Source organism: Pseudomonas sp. NFPP28 (assembly GCF_900115535.1).
Classification (GTDB): domain Bacteria; phylum Pseudomonadota; class Gammaproteobacteria; order Pseudomonadales; family Pseudomonadaceae; genus Aquipseudomonas; species Aquipseudomonas extremorientalis.
Genome location: NZ_FOWT01000006.1, coordinates 245,908 through 267,708, shown reverse-complemented (window position 1 = coordinate 267,708; position 21,801 = coordinate 245,908). Strand labels below are relative to the sequence as shown.

The window sequence follows — 21,801 nt, the reverse complement described above, 5'->3', positions numbered from 1 at the left end:
TGCATGTCCGTCCGTCGTACCAAAATCGTCGCCACCCTTGGCCCGGCCAGCAACTCGCCGGAAGTCCTCGAACAGCTGATTCTGGCTGGTTTGGACGTTGCCCGTCTGAACTTCTCCCACGGCACCCCGGACGAGCACAAGGCTCGCGCCAAGCTGGTGCGTGACCTGGCTGCCAAACACGGCCGCTTCGTGGCACTGCTGGGTGACCTGCAAGGCCCGAAAATCCGTATCGCCAAGTTCGCCAACAAGCGGATCGAGCTGAAAATCGGCGACACCTTCACCTTCTCCACCAGCCACCCGCTGACCGAAGGCAACCAGCAAGTCGTGGGTATTGACTACCCGGACCTGGTCAAGGACTGCGGCGTCGGTGACGAACTGCTGCTGGACGATGGCCGCGTGGTCATGCGCGTCGACACCGCCACCGGCACCGAGTTGATCTGCACCGTGACCATCGGCGGCCCGCTGTCCGACCACAAAGGCATCAACCGTCGTGGCGGTGGCTTGACGGCACCGGCCCTGACTGAAAAAGACAAGGCTGACATCAAGCTCGCCGCCGAAATGGAAGTGGACTACCTCGCCGTGTCCTTCCCGCGCGATGCCGCCGACATGGAATACGCTCGCAAACTGCGCGACGAAGCCGGCGGCACCGCCTGGCTGGTGGCGAAGATCGAACGCGCCGAAGCCGTGGCCGACGACGAAACCCTCGACGGCCTGATCAAGGCTTCCGACGCGGTGATGGTTGCCCGTGGCGACCTGGGCGTGGAAATCGGTGACGCCGAGCTGATCGGTATCCAGAAAAAGATCATCCTGCACGCACGCCGCCACAACAAAGCGGTGATCGTGGCGACCCAGATGATGGAATCGATGATCCAGAATCCGATGCCGACCCGTGCCGAAGTGTCCGACGTGGCCAACGCCGTGCTCGACTACACCGACGCCGTGATGCTCTCGGCTGAAAGCGCCGCCGGCCCGTATCCGCTGGAAGCCGTTCAGGCAATGGCACGTATCTGCCTCGGCGCCGAAAAGCACCCGACCAGCAAGACCTCCAGCCACCGTATTGGCAAAGAGTTCGAAAGCTGTGACCAGAGCATCGCCCTGGCCGCCATGTACACCGCCAACCACTTCCCGGGCGTTAAAGCGATCATCGCCTTGACCGAAAGTGGCTACACGCCGTTGATCATGTCGCGCATCCGCTCCTCGGTGCCGATCTACGCGTTCACACCGCACCGTGAAGCCCAGGCCCGCGCGGCGCTGTTCCGTGGCGTGTACACCGTTCCGTTTGATCCGGCTTCACTGGCACCGAACGAAGTCAGCCAGAAGGCAATCGACGAGTTGGTCAAGCGCGGCGTCGTGGAGCAAGGCGACTGGGTCATCCTGACCAAAGGCGACAGCTACCACACCACCGGTGGCACCAATGGCATGAAGATCCTGCACGTGGGCGACCCTCAGGTCTGAGTGACACGCTGACAAACAAAAGCCCCGCCATGAAAATGGCGGGGCTTTTTGCATTTCAGGGAAGCGGTTGTTTGATGCCAAAGCACCTCATCTTGACCGCGCCGCCGACCAAAGGTGGGAGGGGGCTTGCCCCCGATGAAGCCCGATCAACCACCACACATTCATCGCCGGGTGATAAACGCTGACAGCGCCGCAATCGCCTCCGGCGACTTCAACCGCTGGGTGAACAAGGCACCCTCCTCCTCGATCACCTGGCGCAACTGCTCGCGATCCACACTTTTCATGAGCTGCTTGGTCACCTGCACCGCACCCGACGCCAGGGTCTCAAACCGTTCGGCCACTTCCCGCGCCTTGGCCAGCGCCGCCTCGCCGTTGCCCAGCGCTTCAGTGGCAAGCCCCCACGCCACTGCCTGTTCGCCGGTAAATCCCTCACCCAACAGCAACAATTCGGCGGCCTTTGCGTGCCCCAGCAACCTTGGCAAGATCAGGCTCGAGCCAAACTCCGGGCACAACCCCAGGTTGACGAACGGCATGCGCAAACGCGCATCGCGGCTGATGTACACCAGGTCGCAATGCAGTAGCAGGGTTGTACCAATACCCACCGCAGACCCCGCCACCGCAGCAATTACGGGTTTTCGACAGTTGAGCAGGCTTTTCATGAAGTGAAACGGTGGGCTGTCGAGGTCGCTGGGCGGCTGTTCGAGAAAATCACCGATGTCGTTGCCGGCCGTGAAGCACTCGCTGCTGCCCTGGATCAGCACGCAGCGGATATCGGCATCCGCGTCGGCGTGCTCCAGTGCATTGGCCAATTGCGTGTACATGGCGCGGGTCAGAGCGTTCTTCTTGTCGGGACGATTGAACTGCAGGATCAACGCCCCGCGTTCGCGCAACTGTTGGATGGCATCGGTCATGGCAAATCTCGCGGCTGGAACATTCAGCGCTCAACCGCGGGGCAAGAACACATCGGCCAGCAGCTGATTACGCGGCAATCCCGCCAGGAACAGGCGCCTGGAAAACGCCTCGACGCTGGCCGGGTGCCCGCAGAGTAAGGCCAGCGTTTGCCGCGAAACAAGCCGCAGTTGCGCCAATGCCTGGGCCACCTGCGCCGCCGTCCACAGTTCCACCGACAGGTTGGGATGCTGTGCAGCCAGCGCAGCCAAGGGCTCGGCCAGATAATGGCCTTCGGCATCATGGGCCAGGTGAATGACGCGGATGGCGCCCTGGTGATCCTGGCGCAGCGCCTCACGCAACACACCCCACAGGGGCCCCAACCCAGTCCCGGATGCCAGCAGCCACAATGGCCGTGTTTGCCAGTCCGGATCATATTGCAGCGCACCGCCGCGCAAATCCCCCAGGCGCAGTCGATCACCCACCTGCAACTGCCGGGCAAGATCGCTGAATTCGCCGGGCAGGCGACAATCGAGATGAAACTCCAGGAATGGATCTTCCTGGGGCAAGCTCGCCAGGGAATAAGGTCGCGCCACTTGCCCGGCCCACAACACCAGGTGCTGCCCAGCCCGGTAACGCAAACCTCGCTCTGGTTGCAGGCGCAGGCGCAGCACGTTCGGGTTCAGCCAATCGACACCCACCACCTGGGCCGGCAAGCCGTCACGCGTCGGGTCAAACGTTTCGACCCGCAGGTCGCCGCTGACCTGACACTGGCAGGCCAACCGCCAGCCGTCCTGGCGCTGCGCCGGGCTCAAGGCCTCGGGCTGCTTGTCTTCGACCTGGCCCTGGCACCGCACCAGGCAGGCATGGCAACTGCCGGCGCGGCAACTGTAGGGCACGGCCACACCCGCCAGGTTCAAGGCATCCAGCAGGTTGCTGCCGGGGGCTACCGACCAATGGTGTTCGCCGACGTACAGTTCAGGCATATAAGGACTCAATCACAAGGGGCGCGCACAGGGAATCATGCCTGCGACAGTTTGACCATAGTCGGGTGTATCGGCCACCGCGCCGGGTTATACTGCCGCGCCTTTTTAGCGTCGCGCCTGCACCACTTTGGCGTGCCTTGGAAAGGTGGCCTCAGCCGACCGATGCAACACTGGGCCCACCTTTATTGAATGTTCCCTTATAGAGGAGCGCGACTCATGACCGTGATCAAGCAAGACGACCTGATTCAGAGCGTTGCCGACGCCCTGCAATTCATTTCCTACTACCACCCCGTTGATTTCATCCAGGCCATGCACGAAGCCTACCTGCGCGAAGAATCGCCAGCAGCCCGTGATTCCATCGCCCAGATCCTGATCAATTCGCGCATGTGCGCCACCGGCCATCGTCCGATCTGCCAGGACACCGGTATCGTCACCGTGTTCGTGCGCGTGGGCATGGACGTGCGTTGGGATGGCGCCACCATGGGCCTGGACGACATGATCAACGAAGGCGTGCGTCGCGCCTACAACCTGCCGGAAAACGTCCTGCGTGCATCCATCCTCGCCGACCCGGCAGGCGCGCGCAAAAACACCAAGGACAACACCCCGGCGGTCATCCACTACTCCATCGTCCCGGGTAACACTGTGGAAGTGGACGTGGCGGCCAAGGGCGGCGGCTCCGAGAACAAGTCGAAAATGGCCATGCTCAACCCGTCCGACTCGATCGTCGACTGGGTGCTCAAGACCGTTCCGACCATGGGCGCCGGCTGGTGCCCACCGGGCATGCTGGGTATCGGCATCGGCGGCACCGCCGAGAAAGCTGCGGTGATGGCCAAGGAAGTGTTGATGGAATCCATCGACATCCACGAGTTGAAAAAGCGCGGCCCGCAGAACCGTATCGAAGAAATGCGTCTGGAGCTGTTCGAGAAGGTCAACCAACTGGGCATCGGCGCCCAGGGCCTGGGTGGCCTGACCACCGTGCTCGACGTGAAGATCATGGACTACCCGACCCACGCCGCGTCCCTGCCGGTGTGCATGATCCCCAACTGCGCCGCCACCCGCCACGCACACTTCGTGCTCGACGGTTCGGGCCCGGCGTCGCTGGAAGCGCCACCGTTGGATGCCTACCCGGAAATCGTCTGGGAAGCCGGCCCGTCGGCCCGTCGCGTCAACCTCGACACCCTGACCCCGGAAGAAGTGCAGAGCTGGAAACCAGGCGAAACCGTGTTGCTCAACGGCAAGATGCTCACCGGTCGCGACGCCGCGCACAAACGCATGGTCGAGATGTTGAACAAGGGCGAAAGCCTGCCGGTGGACCTGAAAGGTCGCTTCATCTACTACGTCGGGCCGGTTGATCCGGTGCGCGAAGAAGTGGTTGGCCCGGCAGGCCCGACCACCGCTACGCGGATGGACAAGTTCACTCGCCAGATCCTCGAACAAACCGGCCTGCTGGGCATGATCGGCAAATCCGAACGCGGCCCGACTGCGATCGAAGCGATCAAGGACCACAAGGCCGTGTACCTGATGGCCGTCGGCGGCGCTGCTTACCTGGTGGCGCAAGCCATCAAGAAGTCGCGTGTTGTCGCGTTTGCCGAACTGGGCATGGAAGCGATCTACGAGTTCGACGTGAAAGACATGCCGGTCACCGTTGCTGTCGACAGCAAGGGCGAGTCCGTGCACATCACCGGTCCTGCCATCTGGCAGAAAAAGATCAGTGAAAGCCTGGCGGTAGAAGTGCAGTAAGCGCTTCCCCTCCAAACATAAAGGCGACTGCGGCCCATGGCCCGGTCGCCTTTTTTATGGCCTGTGGAAAACGCGGCGGTTGTGACCTCTGGGCTTTCTGTGACCACTGGGCTTGTTGTGGCGAGCGGGCTTGCCCCAACATAAACGTCGTGCATGCTATGGTGCACTCCCCTTACCGTGCCTGCCCATCACCGTATGATCGTGATCCCGCGCGCCCTGCGCCTGACCTTCTACTCCCTGCTGATCATCGCTGGCGCACTGCTGGCCGCAGCCCTGGCCACCCGCCACGCTGAACGCCAGGCCCTGGTGGACGATGCCGCCCGTGCCAATCAGCAACTTGCACTCTATGCCAGCTCGTTGCACACCCTGATCGAACGCTACCGTGCGCTACCCGCCGTGCTGGCGCTGGACTCGGAAATGATCAGCGCGTTGAAAGGCCCGCTGGACGCCGCCACCCAGGACGTGCTCAACCGCAAGCTCGAACGCATCAATGGGGCCGCGCAGTCCTCCACCCTGGAATTGATGGATCGCACCGGCCTGGCGGTCGCCGCCAGCAACTGGAACCTGCCGAGCAGTTACGTGGGCCATAACTACGCGTTCCGACCGTACTTCAGCCAGACTCTGAGCCAGGGCACCGGGCGTTTTTATGCGGTGGGGGTGACGACCGGCATCCCAGGGTATTTCCTCTCCAGCGCCGTGCTGGATGAACACGAGCAGTTCCTCGGCGCCATGGTGGTCAAGCTGGAGTTCCCCGAGCTCGAACGCGGATGGGCCCAGGGCAATGACCTGCTGCTGGTCAGCGATGCGCGCGGCATCGTGTTTATCGCCAACCAGCCCGGCTGGCGTTATCGCAACCTGCGACCGTTATCGGCCAACGACCTTGCCGAGCTGAAAGCCACCCGCCAATACGACAAAAAACAACTGCAGGCGCTGGAAACCCAGACCCTGCAGCGCTTTGACGAAAACAGCCATCTGATGCGCGTCAACGGCCCGGATGGCAATGCCAACTACATCTGGGAATCGCTGCCCCTGAAAGCCGAAGGCTGGACCCTGCACCTGCTGCGCAAGCCCCAGTTCGCCTTTGAGGACCAACGCAACGCCGGGCTCGCTGCCGCCGGTTCCTGGCTGGCGCTGGTGTTCCTGGTGCTGTTCCTGACCCAACGCTGGCGCCTGGCCCGCTTGCGCCAGCGCAGCCGCGAGGAGCTTGAGCAACTGGTGGAAGAACGCACCCAGGCGTTGCGCACCGCCCAGGATGGCCTGGTGCAATCGGCCAAACTGGCGGCGCTGGGGCAGATGTCCGCCGCCCTCGCCCACGAAATCAACCAGCCACTGACCGCCCAGCGCATGCAGTTGGCCACCTTGCGCCTGCTGCTCGATCACGGCCGCATTGACGACGCCTACGAGGCCCTGACACCGCTGGACGATATGCTCACACGCATGGCCGCCCTCACCGGCCACCTCAAGACCTTCGCGCGCAAAAGCCCGAGTGGCCTGCGCGAACGCCTGGACTTGGCCACGGTGGTCGACCAGTCCCTGCACCTGCTCGACGCACGCCTGCGCGATGAGGCCATCGGCGTGGTGCTGGACCTGGCCCGCCCCGCCTGGGTACGCGGTGACGCGATCCGCCTGGAACAGGTGCTGATCAATCTGTTACGCAACGCCCTCGACGCCATGGCCGACAAACCGCGCAAACGCCTGGAAATCCGCCTGCACGCCGACCAGCAACTCTGGCAACTCACGGTCAGCGACAGCGGCGGCGGGATTGCCGAAGAACACCTGAGCAGCGTGTTCGACCCGTTCTTCACCACCAAGCCGGTGGGAGACGGCCTCGGCTTGGGGTTGGCGGTGTCCTACGCTATCGTGCACGAATTGGGCGGTCGCCTGATCGCCGGTAACCGGGGCGACGGCGCAGTCTTTACCCTGACCTTGCCCATCGCGCTGGAGACGCCCGACCTATGTTGAACGCGGTGATTGTGGTCGATGACGAAGCCAGCATCCGCACGGCCGTCGAGCAATGGTTGAGCCTGTCAGGCTTTGAAGTGCAGTTGTTCAGCCGCGCCGAAGAATGCCTGGCGCAACTGCCCAGGGATTTCCGCGGCGTGATCCTCAGCGACGTGCGCATGCCGGGTCTCAGCGGCCTGGAACTGCTGGCTGAAGTGCGGCGCCGTGATGCCGATTTACCGGTGATCCTGCTCACCGGCCACGGCGATGTACCGATGGCGGTCGAAGCCATGCGCGACGGCGCCTATGACTTCCTCGAAAAACCCTTCAGCCCCGACGCCCTGCTCAACAGCCTGCGCCGTGCCCTGGACAAACGTGGCTTGATCCTGGAAAACCGTCGCCTGCATCAGCAGGCCGACCACCGGGCGCAATTGGAATCGACGCTGCTGGGCGTGTCCCGGGGTTTGCAGACCTTGCGCCGCCAGGTGCTGGACCTGGCGAGCCTGCCGGTCAACGTGCTGATCCGTGGCGAGACCGGCAGTGGCAAGGAGATGGTCGCGCGCTGCCTGCATGATTTTGGTCCACGTGCGAAGAAGCCATTCGTGGCGCTCAATTGCGCGGCGATCCCGGAACAGTTATTCGAGGCCGAGCTGTTTGGTCACGAAAGCGGCGCGTTCACCGGCGCCCAGGGCAAGCGCATCGGCAAGCTGGAATACGCGCACGGCGGCACGCTGTTCCTCGATGAAATCGAAAGCATGCCGCTGGCCCAACAGGTGAAATTGCTGCGTGTGCTGCAGGAGCAGAAGTTGGAGCGGCTGGGCTCCAACCAGAGCATCCACGTGGACCTGCGCATCATCGCCGCCACCAAGCCGGACCTGCTGGAAGAGGCCCGCGCCGGGCGCTTTCGCGAAGACCTGGCGTATCGATTGAACGTCGCGCAATTGCGCCTGCCGCCCCTGCGCGAGCGCCGCGAAGATATCCCGTTGCTGTTCGATCACTTTGCACAAAGTGCTGCCGAACGCCTGGGCCGCAGCGTCGAGCCATTGAGCGGCGCGCAGTTGGGGCGCTTGCTCAGCCATGACTGGCCGGGCAACGTGCGCGAGTTGGCCAACGTCGCCGAACGCCAGGTGCTGGGCCTGGGCGACCCGGAGCCGGAAGGCATCGAGGCCGGACAGTCCCTGGCCGCGCAGCAAGAGGCCTTCGAAGCCCACTGCCTGAAAGCCGCGCTGACCCGACACAAAGGCGATATCAAGGCGGTACTGGCCGAGCTGCAACTGCCACGGCGTACCTTCAATGAAAAGATGCAGCGCCATGGGTTGGTGCGGGAGATGTTTCTCTAGGCCAACCTTTGTGTTGACTGCCAGGCCTTATCGGGGGCAAGCCCCCTCCCACATTTTGATCTGTGAATACATTCAAGTGTGGGAGGGGGCTTGCCCCCAATGAGGACAACAGCCATAAGCGGATTTCCGCCCACCGCCTGCAAATCATCAGCGGTTTTTCGCTCAAATAAATCCTCAAACCCCTCTGTTCCGGGCCTTCATCCACCTGGCACAGCTCCTGCTATAGCTCGACCCAGGCTGCGCACGCGCCGCTCCATAAAAACAACTAGATGAAGGATCCTTCAATGGATAACTCCAACGCCCTGCCTCTGGGGTCGGCGGCCGCGCCGGCAAAAGAGCGCACTACCTCCAGCCGCATCAAATCGATTTTCAGTGGTTCCGTCGGCAACATGGTCGAATGGTACGACTGGTACGTCTACGCCGCTTTCTCGTTGTACTTCGCCAAGACTTTCTTCCCCAAAGGCGACACCACCGCCCAACTGCTCAACACCGCCGCGATCTTCGCCGTGGGCTTCCTGATGCGCCCGATCGGTGGCTGGCTGATGGGCCTGTACGCCGACAAGGTCGGCCGTAAAAAAGCCCTGATGGCCTCGGTCTACCTGATGTGCTTCGGCTCGCTGCTGATTGCCCTGAGCCCGGGCTATGAAATCATCGGTATCGGTGCGCCGATCCTGCTGGTTTTTGCCCGCTTGCTGCAGGGACTGTCGGTCGGCGGCGAATACGGCACCTCCGCCACTTACCTCAGCGAGATGGCGACCAAGCAACGTCGTGGTTTCTACTCCAGCTTCCAATACGTGACGCTGATCTCCGGCCAGCTCATCGCCCTGGCGGTGCTGATCGTGCTGCAACAACTGCTGACCACCGAGCAACTGTATGCCTGGGGCTGGCGTATCCCGTTCGCCATCGGCGCACTCTGCGCAGTGGTTGCGCTGTACCTGCGGCGCGGCATGGAAGAAACCGAGTCGTTCACCAAAAAGGAAAAGGCCAAGGAAAGCGCAATGCGCACCTTGATGCGCCACCCCAAGGAACTGCTGACCGTGGTCGGCCTGACCATGGGCGGTACGCTGGCGTTCTACACTTACACCACCTACATGCAGAAGTACCTGGTGAACACCGTCGGCATGAGCATTTCCGACTCCACCACCATCTCGGCGGCGACGCTGTTCCTGTTCATGTGCCTGCAACCCATCGTCGGCGGGCTGTCGGATAAAATCGGCCGGCGGCCGATCCTGATCGCCTTCGGCATACTCGGTACGCTGTTCACCGTGCCGATCCTCACCACCCTGCATACCATCCAGACCTGGTGGGGCGCGTTCTTCCTGATCATGGCGGCGCTGATCATCGTCAGCGGCTACACCTCGATCAACGCCGTGGTGAAAGCCGAACTGTTCCCCACCGAAATCCGCGCCCTGGGCGTGGGCCTGCCGTATGCGCTGACGGTGTCGATCTTCGGCGGCACCGCTGAATACATCGCGCTGTGGTTCAAGAGCATCGGCATGGAAACCGGTTATTACTGGTACGTGACGGCGTGCATCGCGGTGTCGCTGGTGGTCTACGTGACCATGAAGGACACCCGCAAGCACTCGCGCATTACCACCGACTAAACGTCAGTTGCAGTCAACCCTGTGGGAGGGGGCAAACCCTCCCACAGGTTGAATCAGGACAACTCAGCTATCGTCTTACGTCCGTACCGCCGCTGCGCGTAAGACGCCCCCGCAATCATCACCACCAACACCGCCGCCAACACTGCCGACGAACCGATGGTGCCGAAGTCCAACCCGCCCTTTTCATGGGGCTTGGTAAGGAAGTCACCCAAGGTCGCGCCGAACGGCCGGGTCAGTACAAACGCCACCCAGAACAACAGCACCGAAGAAATCCTGGTGAAGTATTTGAGTGCCACCACCGCCGCAATCGCCGAGCCGATCAACAAGGCGCCGCCAGCAAAGCCCAGCCCGGAGTCATCTGCCAGGAAATCGCCCAACGCGGTGCCCAAGGTGTTGGAGAACAGGATGGCCATCCAGTAGAACAACTCACCCCGAAAGGTCTGCACCTTGTTCACGTTCAGCGAATCGCCGCTGAGGTGCCACAACGCGAAGATGATCATCAGGATCGCGATCAGGATCATGGAGCCCGTGGCATAACCCAGCCCCAAGGTGCGGTCCATGAAATCCGACATCGTGGTGCCTGCGGTGCTAGTGGACAGAATCACGATCCAGTACAGCACCGGGTTATAGGTTTTCGAGCGCAGTTGCGTCACCAAGGTGATCAGGAACACGCTGATCAGCATCATCGAACTGATGGCATAACCGACATCCAGGGTCATCGACAGCAAATCCCCGGCGGTTTCGCCCAAGGTGGTCGCGCAGATTTTCATGACCCAGAACGCCAGGGTGATCTGAGGAAGTTTATTCATAAGGGGGAAGGCTCCAAAGCTCAGTCTCTCAATAGGCCGACTTATTGGGTTGTCGACAGTGGCCGCAGACTGACGGTGGAGCTGTGAAAAATAGGTGGGCGATGAATGAAAATTCCATAGTATGGCCACTTCATCGACGACCACTGCAGGAACCCCGGCCATGCCTGACGATATCCACTTCTACGAACCCGCCAACGGCCACGGCCTGCCCCATGACCCGTTCAATGCCATCGTCGGTCCACGGCCGATCGGCTGGATCTCGTCCCATGACAACGAAGGTCACCTGAACCTGGCGCCCTACAGTTTTTTCAATGCGTTCAACTACATTCCGCCGATCATTGGATTTTCCAGCGTCGGGCGCAAAGACAGCCTGAACAACATCGAACAGACCGGCGAGTTTGTGTGGAATCTGGCCACCCGCCCGTTGGCCGAGCAGATGAACCAGAGCTGTGCTGCCGTCTCACCTGAGGTGAACGAGTTTGAATTGGCCGGCCTGACGCCGGTGGCCTCGAAGATCGTTGGTGTGCCGCGGGTGGGCGAAAGCCCGGTCTCGTTCGAATGCAAGGTGACGCAGATCATTCAGCTGCAACGTGCCGACAAGGCATTGGTGCCGAGCTGGCTGGTGCTCGGCGAGGTGGTCGCGGTGCACATTGCCAAGTGGCTGCTCAAGGATGGCATCTACGATACCGCCGCCGCCGAGCCGATCCTGCGCGGTGGCGGACCGGCGGATTACTTTCAGTTGGGGCCAGAAGCCCTGTTCAGGATGTATCGCCCAGGCGCCAGCAAACCCTGACTGAAAGACAATAAAACGTGGGAGGGGGCTTGCCCCCGATGGCAATGGCAATTCAACATCGTTGTTGAATGACACGCCGCTATCGGGGACACGCCCCCTCCCACATTGGACTGTCGGTGTTGCTCAGTTGGCGGCGCTCGCCCAGGTCAGTTGACCCTCTTCGTCCACACCGGTCAGCCGTTCAAGCTGCACAGTGGCTGCATCGTCAGCATCGGAGGCCGTCTTGAACGTCTGTCCGTCAAGGATCTTGTGAAACTGCGGGGCGCCCATGCCATCCAGTGCCTTGACGGCAACGGCGGCGCTGTAGCCCCCTTCACCCGGTACTACGGCGGATACGGCTTCGTGGAGGGCAAATTGTTTACGTGCCATGTTGCAGGTCCTGGCCAATGGAAAGTCGGCCATTCTAGACCTTCAGCCGGCGAGTTGCAGGTACTCGCCGTAGGCGTGTGCGGCGGATGCATCGGTGAAAGTCTGGAAGTCCATGCTGCGCACGACCATGTCGTTCAACAGCTCGGTGAAGATCATCAGCGCCGGGGAGTTGAAGTAGGCACTCATCGCCTGCTCGCTGCTCCAGAAACCGGAGATCAACCACACATCAGGATCAACCTGGGAATGCTGCAACGAGAACTGCAGGCAACCCTGAGCCTGGCGGCCCGGTTCGATCAAACTGCTCAAGCGTGCACCGAGTTCGGTGCTGCACCCGGTGCGGGCGCGGATAAAGGCCATATGGCTCGCGGGAATGGGGGTGGACATGTTCGACTCTCCCGTTGAGAAGTGATGCTCGGCAAGCACTGTGAGGGCGTGTTGCCACAGGATCAAAGATAACGGCGCGAGTCGGCGCGCGGTTAGTCAATTCCTGTCGGCTTATTGCACAATCCTGCGAGAAGCGTAGGAGGGACGTCTGGCACAGAGGTTTATTCGATGGCCCGACGCCTTGTTTCAGGGAGATGACAGGTGCCGCGATTGCCTGATTCACGATGTATCGCAGGATCAGGCAAGGATTGTGCAGAATCGACGTAACACTGTTTGAAAAGCCGCCGCTAAGCTGACCCCATCGAAGTAGCCAGTAGAGGACGTTCCATGTCGTCGCCCGAACATACAGCCATTCCCCTCGACGCCGAGATGGAAAAACAGCGCGCCGAACTGGCCAGCATCGTGCACCGGCATACCTGGGAGGACGGTTCCTACGGTACGGCCATCACCACCCTGTTTCTGAACCGCCACAACACCCCGCGCGACTTCATGCCGGTGCTGGTGGAACCGGCCCTGTGCATCCTCGCCAGTGGCAGCAAGGAAGTACGCCTGGCCGACGAAATCTTTGCCTACGACCCGCTCAACTACCTGGTGTTCTCGGTAGCGATGCCGGTGGCCGGGCGGATCATCGATGCCACGCCGCAGGACCCGAACCTGTCGGTGCGCATCAATATCGATCCGGCGCAGCTCACCGCGCTGATTGCCGAGGCTGGCCCGATGGGCGTGCCATCGCGCCCGACTTCTCGCGGCATGTACGTCGACCGCATCGATGGCCAACTGTTGGACGCCGTACTGCGACTGGCCCGCCTGTTGGATACGCCGAAAGACATCGCCATGCTCGCGCCGTTGATCAACCGCGAAATTCTTTACCGGTTATTGCGTGGGCCGCAGGGCTATCGGCTGTATGAAATCGCCGTGGCCAACAGTCAGAGCCATCGCGTCAGCCAGGCGATCAAGTGGTTGAACGGCAACTACGAACAACCGCTGCGCATCGATGACCTGGCCAAGGAAGTGAACCTGAGCGTTTCGACCTTGCACCACCGTTTCAAGGCGATCACCGCCATGAGCCCGTTGCAATACCAGAAGCAGTTGCGCTTGCAGGAGGCACGGCGCTTGATGATTGCCGAAGGGTTGGAAGCATCGGCGGCGGGGTATCGGGTGGGGTATGAAAGCCCATCGCAATTCAGCCGGGAATACAGCCGATTGTTTGGCGCACCGCCGTTGCGTGACCTGGCCCGGTTGCGCCAGAGCATCTGAGCCAATGACGATCAACATGTGGGAGGGGCTTGCCCCCTCCCACACTGTTACCGCTTGTGTTCAGTCTAATCCGCGCGGCAGTTGCAGGGTCACGCGCAAGCCACCCTCACGCAAATTCTGCAAACTCACTTCACCGCCATGGCTGTGCGCAATGTTGCGCGCAATCCCCAGGCCCAAGCCATAACCCTGTTGCTGCCCGGCGAGGCGGAAGTGTGGCTCGAAGACTTGCTCCAGGCGCTGCTCCGGCACGCCGGGCCCCTCGTCGTCCACATGCAGGACGAACTCCGCGCCATCGTCCTCGATGTGCAGATGGGCGTTCTGCCCATACTTCAAGGCATTGTCGATCAGGTTGCCGATGCAGCGCTTAAGCGCAAGCGGCTTGCCCGGATACGCCGCCAGGGCAGCACCGTCCAGCGTGACCCGGCCGTTGCCGTTGGGTGCCACGTAAGGCTCCACCAGGCATTCGAGCACATGATTGAGGTCCACCGGCTCAATGTTCTCGTGGATATCCGTGTCCTTCACGCATTGCAGCGCGCCCTTCACCAGCAACTCCAGTTCATCCAGGTCACGGCCGAACTTGGTTTGCAGGTTCTCGTCCTCCAGCAGTTCCACGCGCAGGCGCAGGCGGGTGATCGGTGTGCGCAAGTCGTGGGAAATCGCACTGAACAATTGACTGCGCTCGGTCAGGTAGCGGCTGATGCGCTCACGCATGGCGTTGAAAGCACGGCCCACTTCCACCACTTCGCTGCCGCCACCTTCGGCCACTGGCTCCACGTCGGCGCCCAGGGACATGTCCCGCGCCGCCCGCGCCAAGCGCTTGAGCGGCCGGCTTTGCCAGTGCACCAGCAGGCCGATGAACAGCAGCAGAAAACCGCTGGTCAGCACGATAAACCACACCTGCTGGGACGGCAGGCCTTGTTCTTCAAGGCTGGTGTAGGGCTCGGGCAACAGCGAGGCGATGTACAGCCATTCGCCCTGGGCCAGTTGGATCTGGGTGACCAGCACCGGCGGGTTCACCGGTTCCAGGGTCAGCGCGTAGTGGGCCCAGGAACGCGGCAGCTCATCGAGTTTCAGGCCGGCATTGAAGATGCGCAGGTCTTCGGCGCTGACGAACTCCACCGACATATGCACATCGGCGCCCAGGGTCTGCTTGAGCACCTCATCCACCGCTTCAAGCACCGCCTGTTTGCGCGGGGTCTGCGGCAGGATGGCCATGTCCAGCGGGCGATCATTGAGCGTCACCACAAAACGCGTGCCACCCATGCTGCGCAGTTGATCGAGCACCAGCGGCCGATACGCCACCGGTAACGAACGAAAATAACTCACGCTGGCGGTCATCGAATGCGCCAGGCTGCGGGCACTGGTGACCAGGCCTTCGAGCTGGGTGGCGCGCAATTGCGAGACCCAGATCACGCTGGACAGCGCCTGGGCGAACAACACTGCCAGCAGCGTCAGCAGCAGCATGCGCCCCAGCAGCGAACGCGGTACCGGGAAGCGTCGGCGGCGTTCGGTCAACGGCTCAGTGGACATTGCCGGCAACCACGCTGGCTGCCAGTTGATAACCACTGCCCCGCACGGTGCGGATCAGACGAGGGGGCTTTTCGGTGTCGCGCAGGCGTTGGCGCAGGCGGCTGACAGCCATGTCGACGATGCGATCCAGCGGCATCAGGTCACGACCCCGGGTGGCGTTGCCGATGGTGTCGCGGTCGAGGATCTGCTGCGGGTGGTCGAGAAACAATTTGAGCAGGGCAAAATCGGCGCCGGAGAGGATCACTTCTTCGCCGTCCACATGGAACAGACGGTGGCTGATCATGTCCAGCCGCCACTCATCGAACACCAGCACATCGCCGCCGCTGCTGCGCTCCTGGCCGAACTGGCAACGGCGCAACAAGGCCTTGATCCGCGCTTGCAACTCGCGAGGGCTGAAGGGTTTGCCGATGTAGTCGTCGGCGCCCAGCTCCAGGCCGATCACACGGTCGGCCTCGTCGGAACTGGCGGTGAGCATGATGATCGGCACCTGCGCCTGGCGCGGGTGCTGGCGGATCCAGCGGCAAAGGCTGAAACCGTCTTCGTCCGGCAACATCACATCGAGGATGACCAGGTCGCACGGTGCCTCGTTCATCGCCTGGCGAAACCCCGCGCCATCCGGCACCCCACGCACCTGGAAACCGGCGCGACTGAGGTAGGTCTGCAGCAATTCGCGGATTTCCTGGTCGTCATCGACCAGGAGGATCGATTTACTGATTACGCTCACGGGGTCCTCCTTGTTGTTATGGGGTGTTATTGATGGCCTCATCGGGGGCAAATGCGTTCCAAATGTGGGAGGGGGCTTGCCCCCGATAGGACCATCAGTCCCTATGCAAAAGCCTGTTCCAACGCGACGCCAGCCCCGGTCAACCCGGAATACGGCGCCGTCACCAACCACACCGGAATACCCTTGAAGTATTCGCTCATGCAGCCTTTGTCAGCAAAGCTCCTGGCAAAACCGCTGTGGATAAAGAAGTCGGCAAACCTCGGTATCACCCCGCCCACAATGTACACACCACCGCGTCCGCCGGTGGTCAGCACATTGTTACCGGCTACGCGGCCCAGCCAGATGCTGAACTGGTCCAACACTTCCATCGCCACCGGGTCACCGGCCAGGCCGGCGGCCGTGATGGCTTCGGGGGTTTCCAGTACCGGCGCATGGCCGTCGACCGCACAGATCGCCCGGTACAGACGTGGCAGCCCGCCACCGCTCAAAGCCGTTTCAGCGCTGACATGCCCGATCTCGGTGTAGATGTGCTGCCACAGCTGGGTTTCCCGTGGGCTGCTCAGCGGCAGGTCGACGTGCCCGCCCTCCCCCGGCAGCGCCGCAAAACGGCCACCGCCCAGGTCCAGCAAGGTACCGACACCCAGCCCGGTGCCCGGACCGATCACCACCGCAGGCCGCAACGGCTCCGGCGTGCCCTCGCAGACCACGCGGAATTCGTCGGGCTTGAGGCGGGTCATGCCCAGGGCCATGGCCGAGAAATCATTGACCAACAGCAGATCATCCACCTGCAATGTCTTGCAAAACGCAGTCTTGCTCAGGCGCCAGTGGTTGTTGGTGAATTTAAATTCATCTCCGCTCACCGGACCAGCGACGGAAAGACACACCGCGCCGATGTCCCCGATTTCCAGGCCTTCCTCCTTGAGGTAAACCTTGATAGCGGCCTCAGGACTGGAATGATCCGCCGTGGCATGCACGCGGATCGAATGCAGTTCCTGATCCCGCCACAACGCAAAACGGGCATTGGTGCCCCCGATGTCACCGACCAGCGCTAACTTCACTTAAGCGTCTCCAAGGCAGAGGTAAAGGCGCTGGCGCCCTGCTCTGCGGAGCTTGCGGCCAAGCGCATAAATGCAAACAGCTCGCGACCGGCCCCCACGTTGTTACCCAACAGGCCCGTGGCAGGCGCACGCGCTGCAAATTCTTCGGCGTCCACCTTAAGCTCCAGGGTGCCCTTCACGCCATCCACACGAATGATATCGCCATCCTGCACCCGCGCCAGTGGCCCGCCGCTCTGGGCTTCGGGGTTGACGTGAATCGCGGCGGGGATCTTACCCGACGCGCCCGACATACGCCCGTCTGTTACCAGCGCGACCTTGAAGCCACGGTCCTGCAACACACCGAGGAACGGCGTCATCTTGTGCAATTCCGGCATGCCATTGGAACGCGGGCCCTGGAAGCGCATCACGGCGACGAAGTCTTTTTCCAACTGGCCGGCCTTGAACGCATCGGCCAGGTCCTGCTGGTCCTGGAACACCACGGCGGGTGCTTCGACAATCTGGTGCTCGAGGGCCACGGCCGAGACTTTCATCACGCCACGTCCCAGGTTGCCTTCCATCACGCGCAAGCCGCCCTCGGGCGAGAACGCGCGGGCCACCGGGCGCAGGATGCTTTCGTCGAGACTCTCGATGGGACCGTCGCGCCAGATCAGCTCGCCGTCCACCAGGAACGGCTCCTGGGTGTAGCGGCTCAGGCCCTTGCCGGCCACGGTGTTGACGTCTTCGTGGAGCAGGCCGGCTTCGAGCAGCTCACGGATCAGGAACGACATGCCGCCCGCCGCCTGGAAGTGGTTGATATCGGCCTTGCCGTTGGGATACACGTGGGACAGGGTCGGCACCACCTCGGAAAGGTCGGCCATGTCGTCCCAGGTGAGGATGATGCCCGCCGACATGGCGATGGCCGGCATGTGCAGGGTGTGGTTGGTGGAGCCGCCGGTGGCGTTGAGCGCGATGATGGAGTTGACGATGGATTTCTCGTCGACGATCTCGCCGATCGGCGTGAAGTTGCCGTTGGCCTTGGTGAGGCGCGTGACCTGGTGCGCGGCTTCGCGGGTCAGCGCATCACGCAGCGGCGTGTACGGGTTGACGAACGAGGCGCCCGGCAGGTGCAGGCCCATGACTTCCATCAGCAACTGATTGGTGTTGGCGGTGCCGTAGAAGGTGCAGGTGCCGGGGCTGTGGTAGGACTTCATCTCCGATTCCAGCAGCTCTTCGCGGGTGGCCTTGCCTTCGGCATAGCGCTGGCGCACATCGGCCTTCTGCTTGTTGGAAATGCCCGACGGCATCGGCCCACCCGGTACGAAGATCATCGGCAGGTGGCCGTAGCGCAGCGCGCCCATCATCAGGCCGGGGACGATCTTGTCGCAGATGCCCAGCATCAAGGCCGCGTCGAACATGTTGTGGGACAGCGCTACCGCCGTGGACATGGCGATGACTTCACGGCTGAGCAGGCTCAGCTCCATACCGGGCTCGCCCTGGGTCACGCCGTCGCACATCGCGGGAGTGCCGCCGGCGAACTGGCCGACCGAGCCGACTTCGCGCAGGGCTTTCTTGATCTGTTCAGGGAAATGTTCGTACGGCTGGTGCGCCGAGAGCATGTCGTTATATGACGAAACAATTGCCACGTTGGCGGCATTCATCATGCGCAGGCTATTTTTATCTTCAGTGCCGCAACCGGCCACGCCGTGGGCAAAGTTGGCGCATTGCAGCTTGCCGCGCATCGGACCGTCGCTGGCTGCGCCGCGAATGAGCGCAAGGTAAGCCTCGCGGGTGGCGCGGCTGCGGGCGATAAGCCGTTCGGTGACCTCAAGGACGCGGGGATGCATGTGTAGAACTCCAGGCTAACGGATGTGGCGACCTGAGTGTCTATGCTGATCAAACGCCCGCAGCGCATGGGATGGCAGGGAGTCGTTTGGATCATCGGACCAGTTGATTCAGGTCACTCGTTGTAGATTGAACAAAATATTGCCACTAAAAAGGCTTGTTTTCTATTTTTATGCGAATAATCTTGTAATTCTTACAACAAATCGACGACAGGCACTTTCCAATGACTCTTCGTATCGCAATCAATGGTTTTGGCCGTATCGGCCGTAATGTCCTGCGCGCACTGTATACCCAAGGCTACCGCCAGGATTTGCAGATCGTCGCCATCAATGATCTGGGCGACAGTTCGATCAATGCCCACCTGCTCAAATACGACACCGTGCATGGCACTTTCGAAGCAGAGGTCGCCCACGATCAGGAAAGCCTGACCGTCAATGGCGACCGGATTGCCGTCAGTGCCATTCGCAACCCGGCCGACCTGCCCTGGGCTGCGCACAAGATCGACGTGGTGTTCGAATGTACCGGCCTGTTCACCGACCGTGACAAGGCTGCCGCCCATATTACCGCCGGCGCACGCAAGGTGATCATCTCGGCACCGGCCAAGGGCGCGGACGCCACCGTGGTCTACGGCGTCAACCATGACATTCTGCGTCAATCCCACCAGATCATCTCCAACGCCTCGTGCACCACCAACTGCCTGGCGCCAGTGGCTCAAGTGCTGCACCGCGAGCTGGGTATCGAGAGCGGCCTGATGACCACCATCCATGCCTATACCAACGACCAGAACCTGACTGACGTCTACCACACCGACCCGTACCGCGCGCGTTCGGCCACCCAGAACATGATCCCGAGCAAGACCGGCGCCGCCGAAGCGGTAGGCCTGGTGCTGCCGGAGCTGGCGGGCAAGCTGACCGGCATGGCGGTGCGGGTGCCGGTGATCAACGTGTCGCTGGTGGACCTCACCGTACAACTGAAGAAAGAAGCCACGGCGCAAGAAGTCAACGCGCTGCTCAAAGAAGCCAGCCAGCACTCGAAGATCCTCGGCTACAACACCCTGCCGCTGGTTTCCAGTGACTTCAACCACAACCCGCTGTCGTCGATCTTCGATGCCAATCACACCAAGGTCAGCGGTAAATTGCTGAAAGTGCTGGCTTGGTACGACAACGAGTGGGGCTTCTCCAACCGCATGCTGGATAACTGCCTGGCGCTGTGCAACGCCGAGTAATGTGAGCTGTGCGGGACCTTCTGAAGGGGCTTGTGTGGGAGGGGGCTTGCCCCGATAGCGGTGGCACATTCAACATCTTTGTTGACTGACACACTGCCATCGGGGTGTAGCCCCCTCCCACACTGGTTTGTGTCCCGCATAAGGAAAATAGCTACTTGCCATTTCAGTTGATGATAAGCATTATCATTAACTGCAAATCGGTCTGGTAGCACTGTGAGCCAATCTCGCTTCAACCACGTCTTTCTCGCCCAGCGGGTGATTCTGCTTCGCACCTTGCAGCGGATGGTCAATAACCACAGCACCGCCGAGGACCTGTTGCAGGAAACCTACCTGCGCGTCACCCGGGCCCTCAGCGAGCGGCCGATCGATCACCTTGAACCCTTCGTCTATCAGACCGCGCGCAACCTGGCGCTGGATCATCTGCGTGCGCGCAGGATCCAGGCACGCACGCTGCAGGAAGATGTCCCGCTGGACGTCCTGCAAAGTGTCGCCGCCCCCATCAGCACGCCCGAAGATGCCACCCAGGCCGAGCAAATGCTCGAGGCCCTGAGCGTCAGCCTGGGCCAGTTGAGCGCCCGCCAGCAGCAGATCTTCATCCTCAGCCGCCTGCACGGTTACAGTTACCAGGAGATCGCCGATCAGTTGGAAGTGTCCTTGAGCACCGTACAAAAGGAACTGAAGTTGATCATGGCCATCTGTGTAGGTGTGGCCGAACGGCTGGATCGGCCTTAAGCTTCCCCCGACAGAAACGTCGACCCAAGCTGTAGGAAAGTTAAATAGAACGTGGCGAAGACCCGAGGAACACCGTGACGGACCCGAACAAACTGCACCCCCATGAGCTGGCTCATGAGGTGTTGCAAGACACGGCCATGGACCAAGCCCTCGACTGGCTGATCGCCTTGCAGTGCCCGCAGCCCGGGCAGCAGGCCGAATTCGAAGCCTGGCTGGCCAGCGATCCCGCCCACGTCCACGCCTTCGCCAAGGCCCAGGCGGCCTGGGGTGGCGCGCCAGTGCACAGCGCCGCCGTCGCCCTGGCAGCACCGCGCAAGCCCAGCGCCTGGCGGTGGATCAAACCCCATTGGAAACCTTTGGCCACCGCCGCCGTGTTGCTGATCGGGCTGTTCAGTTTCAGCAACCTGCCGGTGCGCCTGCAGGCCGATCACCTCACCGTGGTGGGCGAACGCCAGCGCCTGCAACTGGACGACGGTTCAAAGGTGCTGCTCAACACCAATTCGGCGTTTTCCAGCAGCATCAAGGACCATCAGCGCATCGCTCGCCTGTACCAGGGCGAGGCGTTTTTCGAAATCAAACCCAACCATGGCCTGCCCCTGGAAATCGACGCCGGCCCCGTGCGCGCCAGCGTGCGCGATACCGCCTTCGCCGTGCGCTACCTCAATGGCGAAGCACAGGTGCAGGTGCAACGCGGCGATGTCGACCTGAGCAATACCTTCAATGATGCCCGCGTGCGTCTGAGCGCCGGGGAAAGCATCCGCGTCGGCCCCAAGGGTTTCGGCTCGCCCGCCAGACTGGACGCCAACAAGGACCTGGCGTGGGTGCAAGGCCGGCTGATCTTCGAAAACTGCCCCATGAGCGAAGTGCTCGCCGAGCTGCGCCGCTATTACCCTGGCTGGATCGTCAACACCAACGACCAACTCGCCAGCGTCGCCGTCACCGGCAATTACCGCCTCGACCAGCCCCTGGATGTGGTGCGCTCGCTGGCCCACATCACCTCGGCCAAGTTGTCGGAATACCCGGCGCTGGTGATCCTCAACTAAATGAGAATTATTTTTACTCGATAGCTGGCACTGGTACGTCTCGTCTTAGCCAATGCAACTGATTCCTATTTGGTTCGGTTCGCAACTATAAGATTCGTACCC

General features: G+C 61.7%; 19 protein-coding genes. 10 read left to right on the top strand and 9 right to left on the bottom strand.

Annotation, left to right across the window (positions count from 1 at the left end):
- Nucleotides 1–3 precede the first annotated feature (3 nt).
- Nucleotides 4–1,455, top strand: a complete 1,452-nt coding sequence (gene pyk, locus BM110_RS17655) for a pyruvate kinase (protein WP_071496512.1) — start codon at nucleotides 4–6, stop codon at nucleotides 1,453–1,455.
- Nucleotides 1,456–1,616: 161 nt separating this feature from the next.
- On the opposite strand, the gene BM110_RS17650 is transcribed toward pyk, so the two are convergent.
- Together BM110_RS17650 and BM110_RS17645 are read right to left on the bottom strand one after the other, a co-directional pair.
- A complete protein-coding gene (locus tag BM110_RS17650; protein ID WP_092246834.1) occupies nucleotides 1,617–2,366 on the bottom strand; it encodes an enoyl-CoA hydratase in 750 nt (249 codons plus the stop codon).
- 30 nt (nucleotides 2,367–2,396) lie between these two features.
- Nucleotides 2,397–3,329 (bottom strand): iron-sulfur-binding ferredoxin reductase, encoded by a 933-nt coding sequence (locus BM110_RS17645; protein WP_093513905.1) that lies wholly within the window; start codon nucleotides 3,327–3,329, stop codon nucleotides 2,397–2,399.
- Between the two features lie 216 nt (nucleotides 3,330–3,545).
- Between BM110_RS17645 and BM110_RS17640 the strand changes: the two genes are divergently transcribed.
- From BM110_RS17640 to BM110_RS17625, 4 genes are all read left to right on the top strand, one after another.
- Nucleotides 3,546–5,069, top strand: a complete 1,524-nt coding sequence (locus BM110_RS17640) for a fumarate hydratase (RefSeq protein WP_027605509.1) — start codon at nucleotides 3,546–3,548, stop codon at nucleotides 5,067–5,069.
- A gap of 195 nt (nucleotides 5,070–5,264) precedes the next feature.
- Nucleotides 5,265–7,031: an ATP-binding protein gene (locus tag BM110_RS17635; protein ID WP_093513904.1), complete on the top strand. Its 1,767-nt coding sequence runs from the start codon at nucleotides 5,265–5,267 to the stop codon at nucleotides 7,029–7,031.
- The gene (locus BM110_RS17630; protein ID WP_093125147.1) at nucleotides 7,025–8,350 is read left to right on the top strand and encodes a sigma-54-dependent transcriptional regulator; all 1,326 of its coding nucleotides are present in this window, start codon (nucleotides 7,025–7,027) and stop codon (nucleotides 8,348–8,350) included. Before BM110_RS17635 ends, BM110_RS17630 begins: the two co-directional genes overlap by 7 nt.
- 284 nt (nucleotides 8,351–8,634) lie before the next feature.
- Nucleotides 8,635–9,954, top strand: coding sequence for an MFS transporter (locus tag BM110_RS17625; RefSeq protein ID WP_071489327.1), 1,320 nt, complete (start codon nucleotides 8,635–8,637; stop codon nucleotides 9,952–9,954).
- A 53-nt stretch (nucleotides 9,955–10,007) separates the two neighbouring features.
- Here BM110_RS17625 and BM110_RS17620 read toward each other — a convergent pair whose 3' ends face one another.
- A complete protein-coding gene (locus BM110_RS17620; protein ID WP_071489326.1) occupies nucleotides 10,008–10,763 on the bottom strand; it encodes a COG4705 family protein in 756 nt (251 codons plus the stop codon).
- 160 nt (nucleotides 10,764–10,923) lie between these two features.
- On the opposite strand from BM110_RS17620, the gene BM110_RS17615 reads away from it, so the two are divergent.
- Complete coding sequence (locus tag BM110_RS17615; RefSeq protein ID WP_092246825.1) at nucleotides 10,924–11,556, top strand: flavin reductase family protein; 633 nt, start codon at nucleotides 10,924–10,926, stop codon at nucleotides 11,554–11,556.
- Nucleotides 11,557–11,679: 123 nt separating this feature from the next.
- Here BM110_RS17615 and BM110_RS17610 read toward each other — a convergent pair whose 3' ends face one another.
- Complete coding sequence (locus BM110_RS17610; protein ID WP_093513903.1) at nucleotides 11,680–11,958, bottom strand: hypothetical protein; 279 nt, start codon at nucleotides 11,956–11,958, stop codon at nucleotides 11,680–11,682.
- Between the two features lie 9 nt (nucleotides 11,959–11,967).
- Nucleotides 11,968–12,309 carry an antibiotic biosynthesis monooxygenase family protein gene (locus BM110_RS17605; protein ID WP_010208042.1) on the bottom strand — a complete coding sequence of 114 codons (342 nt, stop codon included), beginning with the start codon at nucleotides 12,307–12,309 and terminating at the stop codon, nucleotides 11,968–11,970.
- A gap of 327 nt (nucleotides 12,310–12,636) precedes the next feature.
- Here BM110_RS17605 and BM110_RS17600 point away from each other — a divergent pair, with 327 nt between their 5' ends.
- Complete coding sequence (locus BM110_RS17600) at nucleotides 12,637–13,566, top strand: AraC family transcriptional regulator (RefSeq protein ID WP_093513902.1); 930 nt, start codon at nucleotides 12,637–12,639, stop codon at nucleotides 13,564–13,566.
- Between the two features lie 60 nt (nucleotides 13,567–13,626).
- Here the strand turns inward: BM110_RS17600 and BM110_RS17595 are convergent, their stop codons facing one another.
- Genes BM110_RS17595 through edd form a run of 4 tightly spaced genes read right to left on the bottom strand, consistent with a single transcriptional unit; the run spans nucleotide 13,627 to nucleotide 18,701 of the window.
- Nucleotides 13,627–15,096 (bottom strand): ATP-binding protein, encoded by a 1,470-nt coding sequence (locus BM110_RS17595; protein ID WP_071489322.1) that lies wholly within the window; start codon nucleotides 15,094–15,096, stop codon nucleotides 13,627–13,629.
- The gene (locus BM110_RS17590; protein WP_219731708.1) at nucleotides 15,086–15,862 is read right to left on the bottom strand and encodes a response regulator; all 777 of its coding nucleotides are present in this window, start codon (nucleotides 15,860–15,862) and stop codon (nucleotides 15,086–15,088) included. The genes BM110_RS17595 and BM110_RS17590 overlap by 11 nt, the downstream gene beginning before the upstream one ends.
- 59 nt (nucleotides 15,863–15,921) lie before the next feature.
- A complete protein-coding gene (locus BM110_RS17585; RefSeq protein ID WP_093513901.1) occupies nucleotides 15,922–16,878 on the bottom strand; it encodes a glucokinase in 957 nt (318 codons plus the stop codon).
- A complete protein-coding gene (edd, locus tag BM110_RS17580; RefSeq protein ID WP_071489320.1) occupies nucleotides 16,875–18,701 on the bottom strand; it encodes a phosphogluconate dehydratase in 1,827 nt (608 codons plus the stop codon). Before edd ends, BM110_RS17585 begins: the two co-directional genes overlap by 4 nt.
- A 221-nt stretch (nucleotides 18,702–18,922) precedes the next feature.
- On the opposite strand from edd, the gene gap reads away from it, so the two are divergent.
- The 3 genes from gap (at nucleotide 18,923) to BM110_RS17565 (ending at nucleotide 21,699) form a co-directional block, all read left to right on the top strand.
- Nucleotides 18,923–19,924 (top strand): type I glyceraldehyde-3-phosphate dehydrogenase, encoded by a 1,002-nt coding sequence (gene gap / locus BM110_RS17575; protein WP_058426789.1) that lies wholly within the window; start codon nucleotides 18,923–18,925, stop codon nucleotides 19,922–19,924.
- Nucleotides 19,925–20,137: 213 nt separating this feature from the next.
- Nucleotides 20,138–20,656 (top strand): RNA polymerase sigma factor, encoded by a 519-nt coding sequence (locus BM110_RS17570; protein ID WP_092246816.1) that lies wholly within the window; start codon nucleotides 20,138–20,140, stop codon nucleotides 20,654–20,656.
- Nucleotides 20,657–20,730: 74 nt separating this feature from the next.
- The gene (locus tag BM110_RS17565) at nucleotides 20,731–21,699 is read left to right on the top strand and encodes a FecR family protein (protein WP_093513900.1); all 969 of its coding nucleotides are present in this window, start codon (nucleotides 20,731–20,733) and stop codon (nucleotides 21,697–21,699) included.
- Nucleotides 21,700–21,801: the final 102 nt, after the last annotated feature.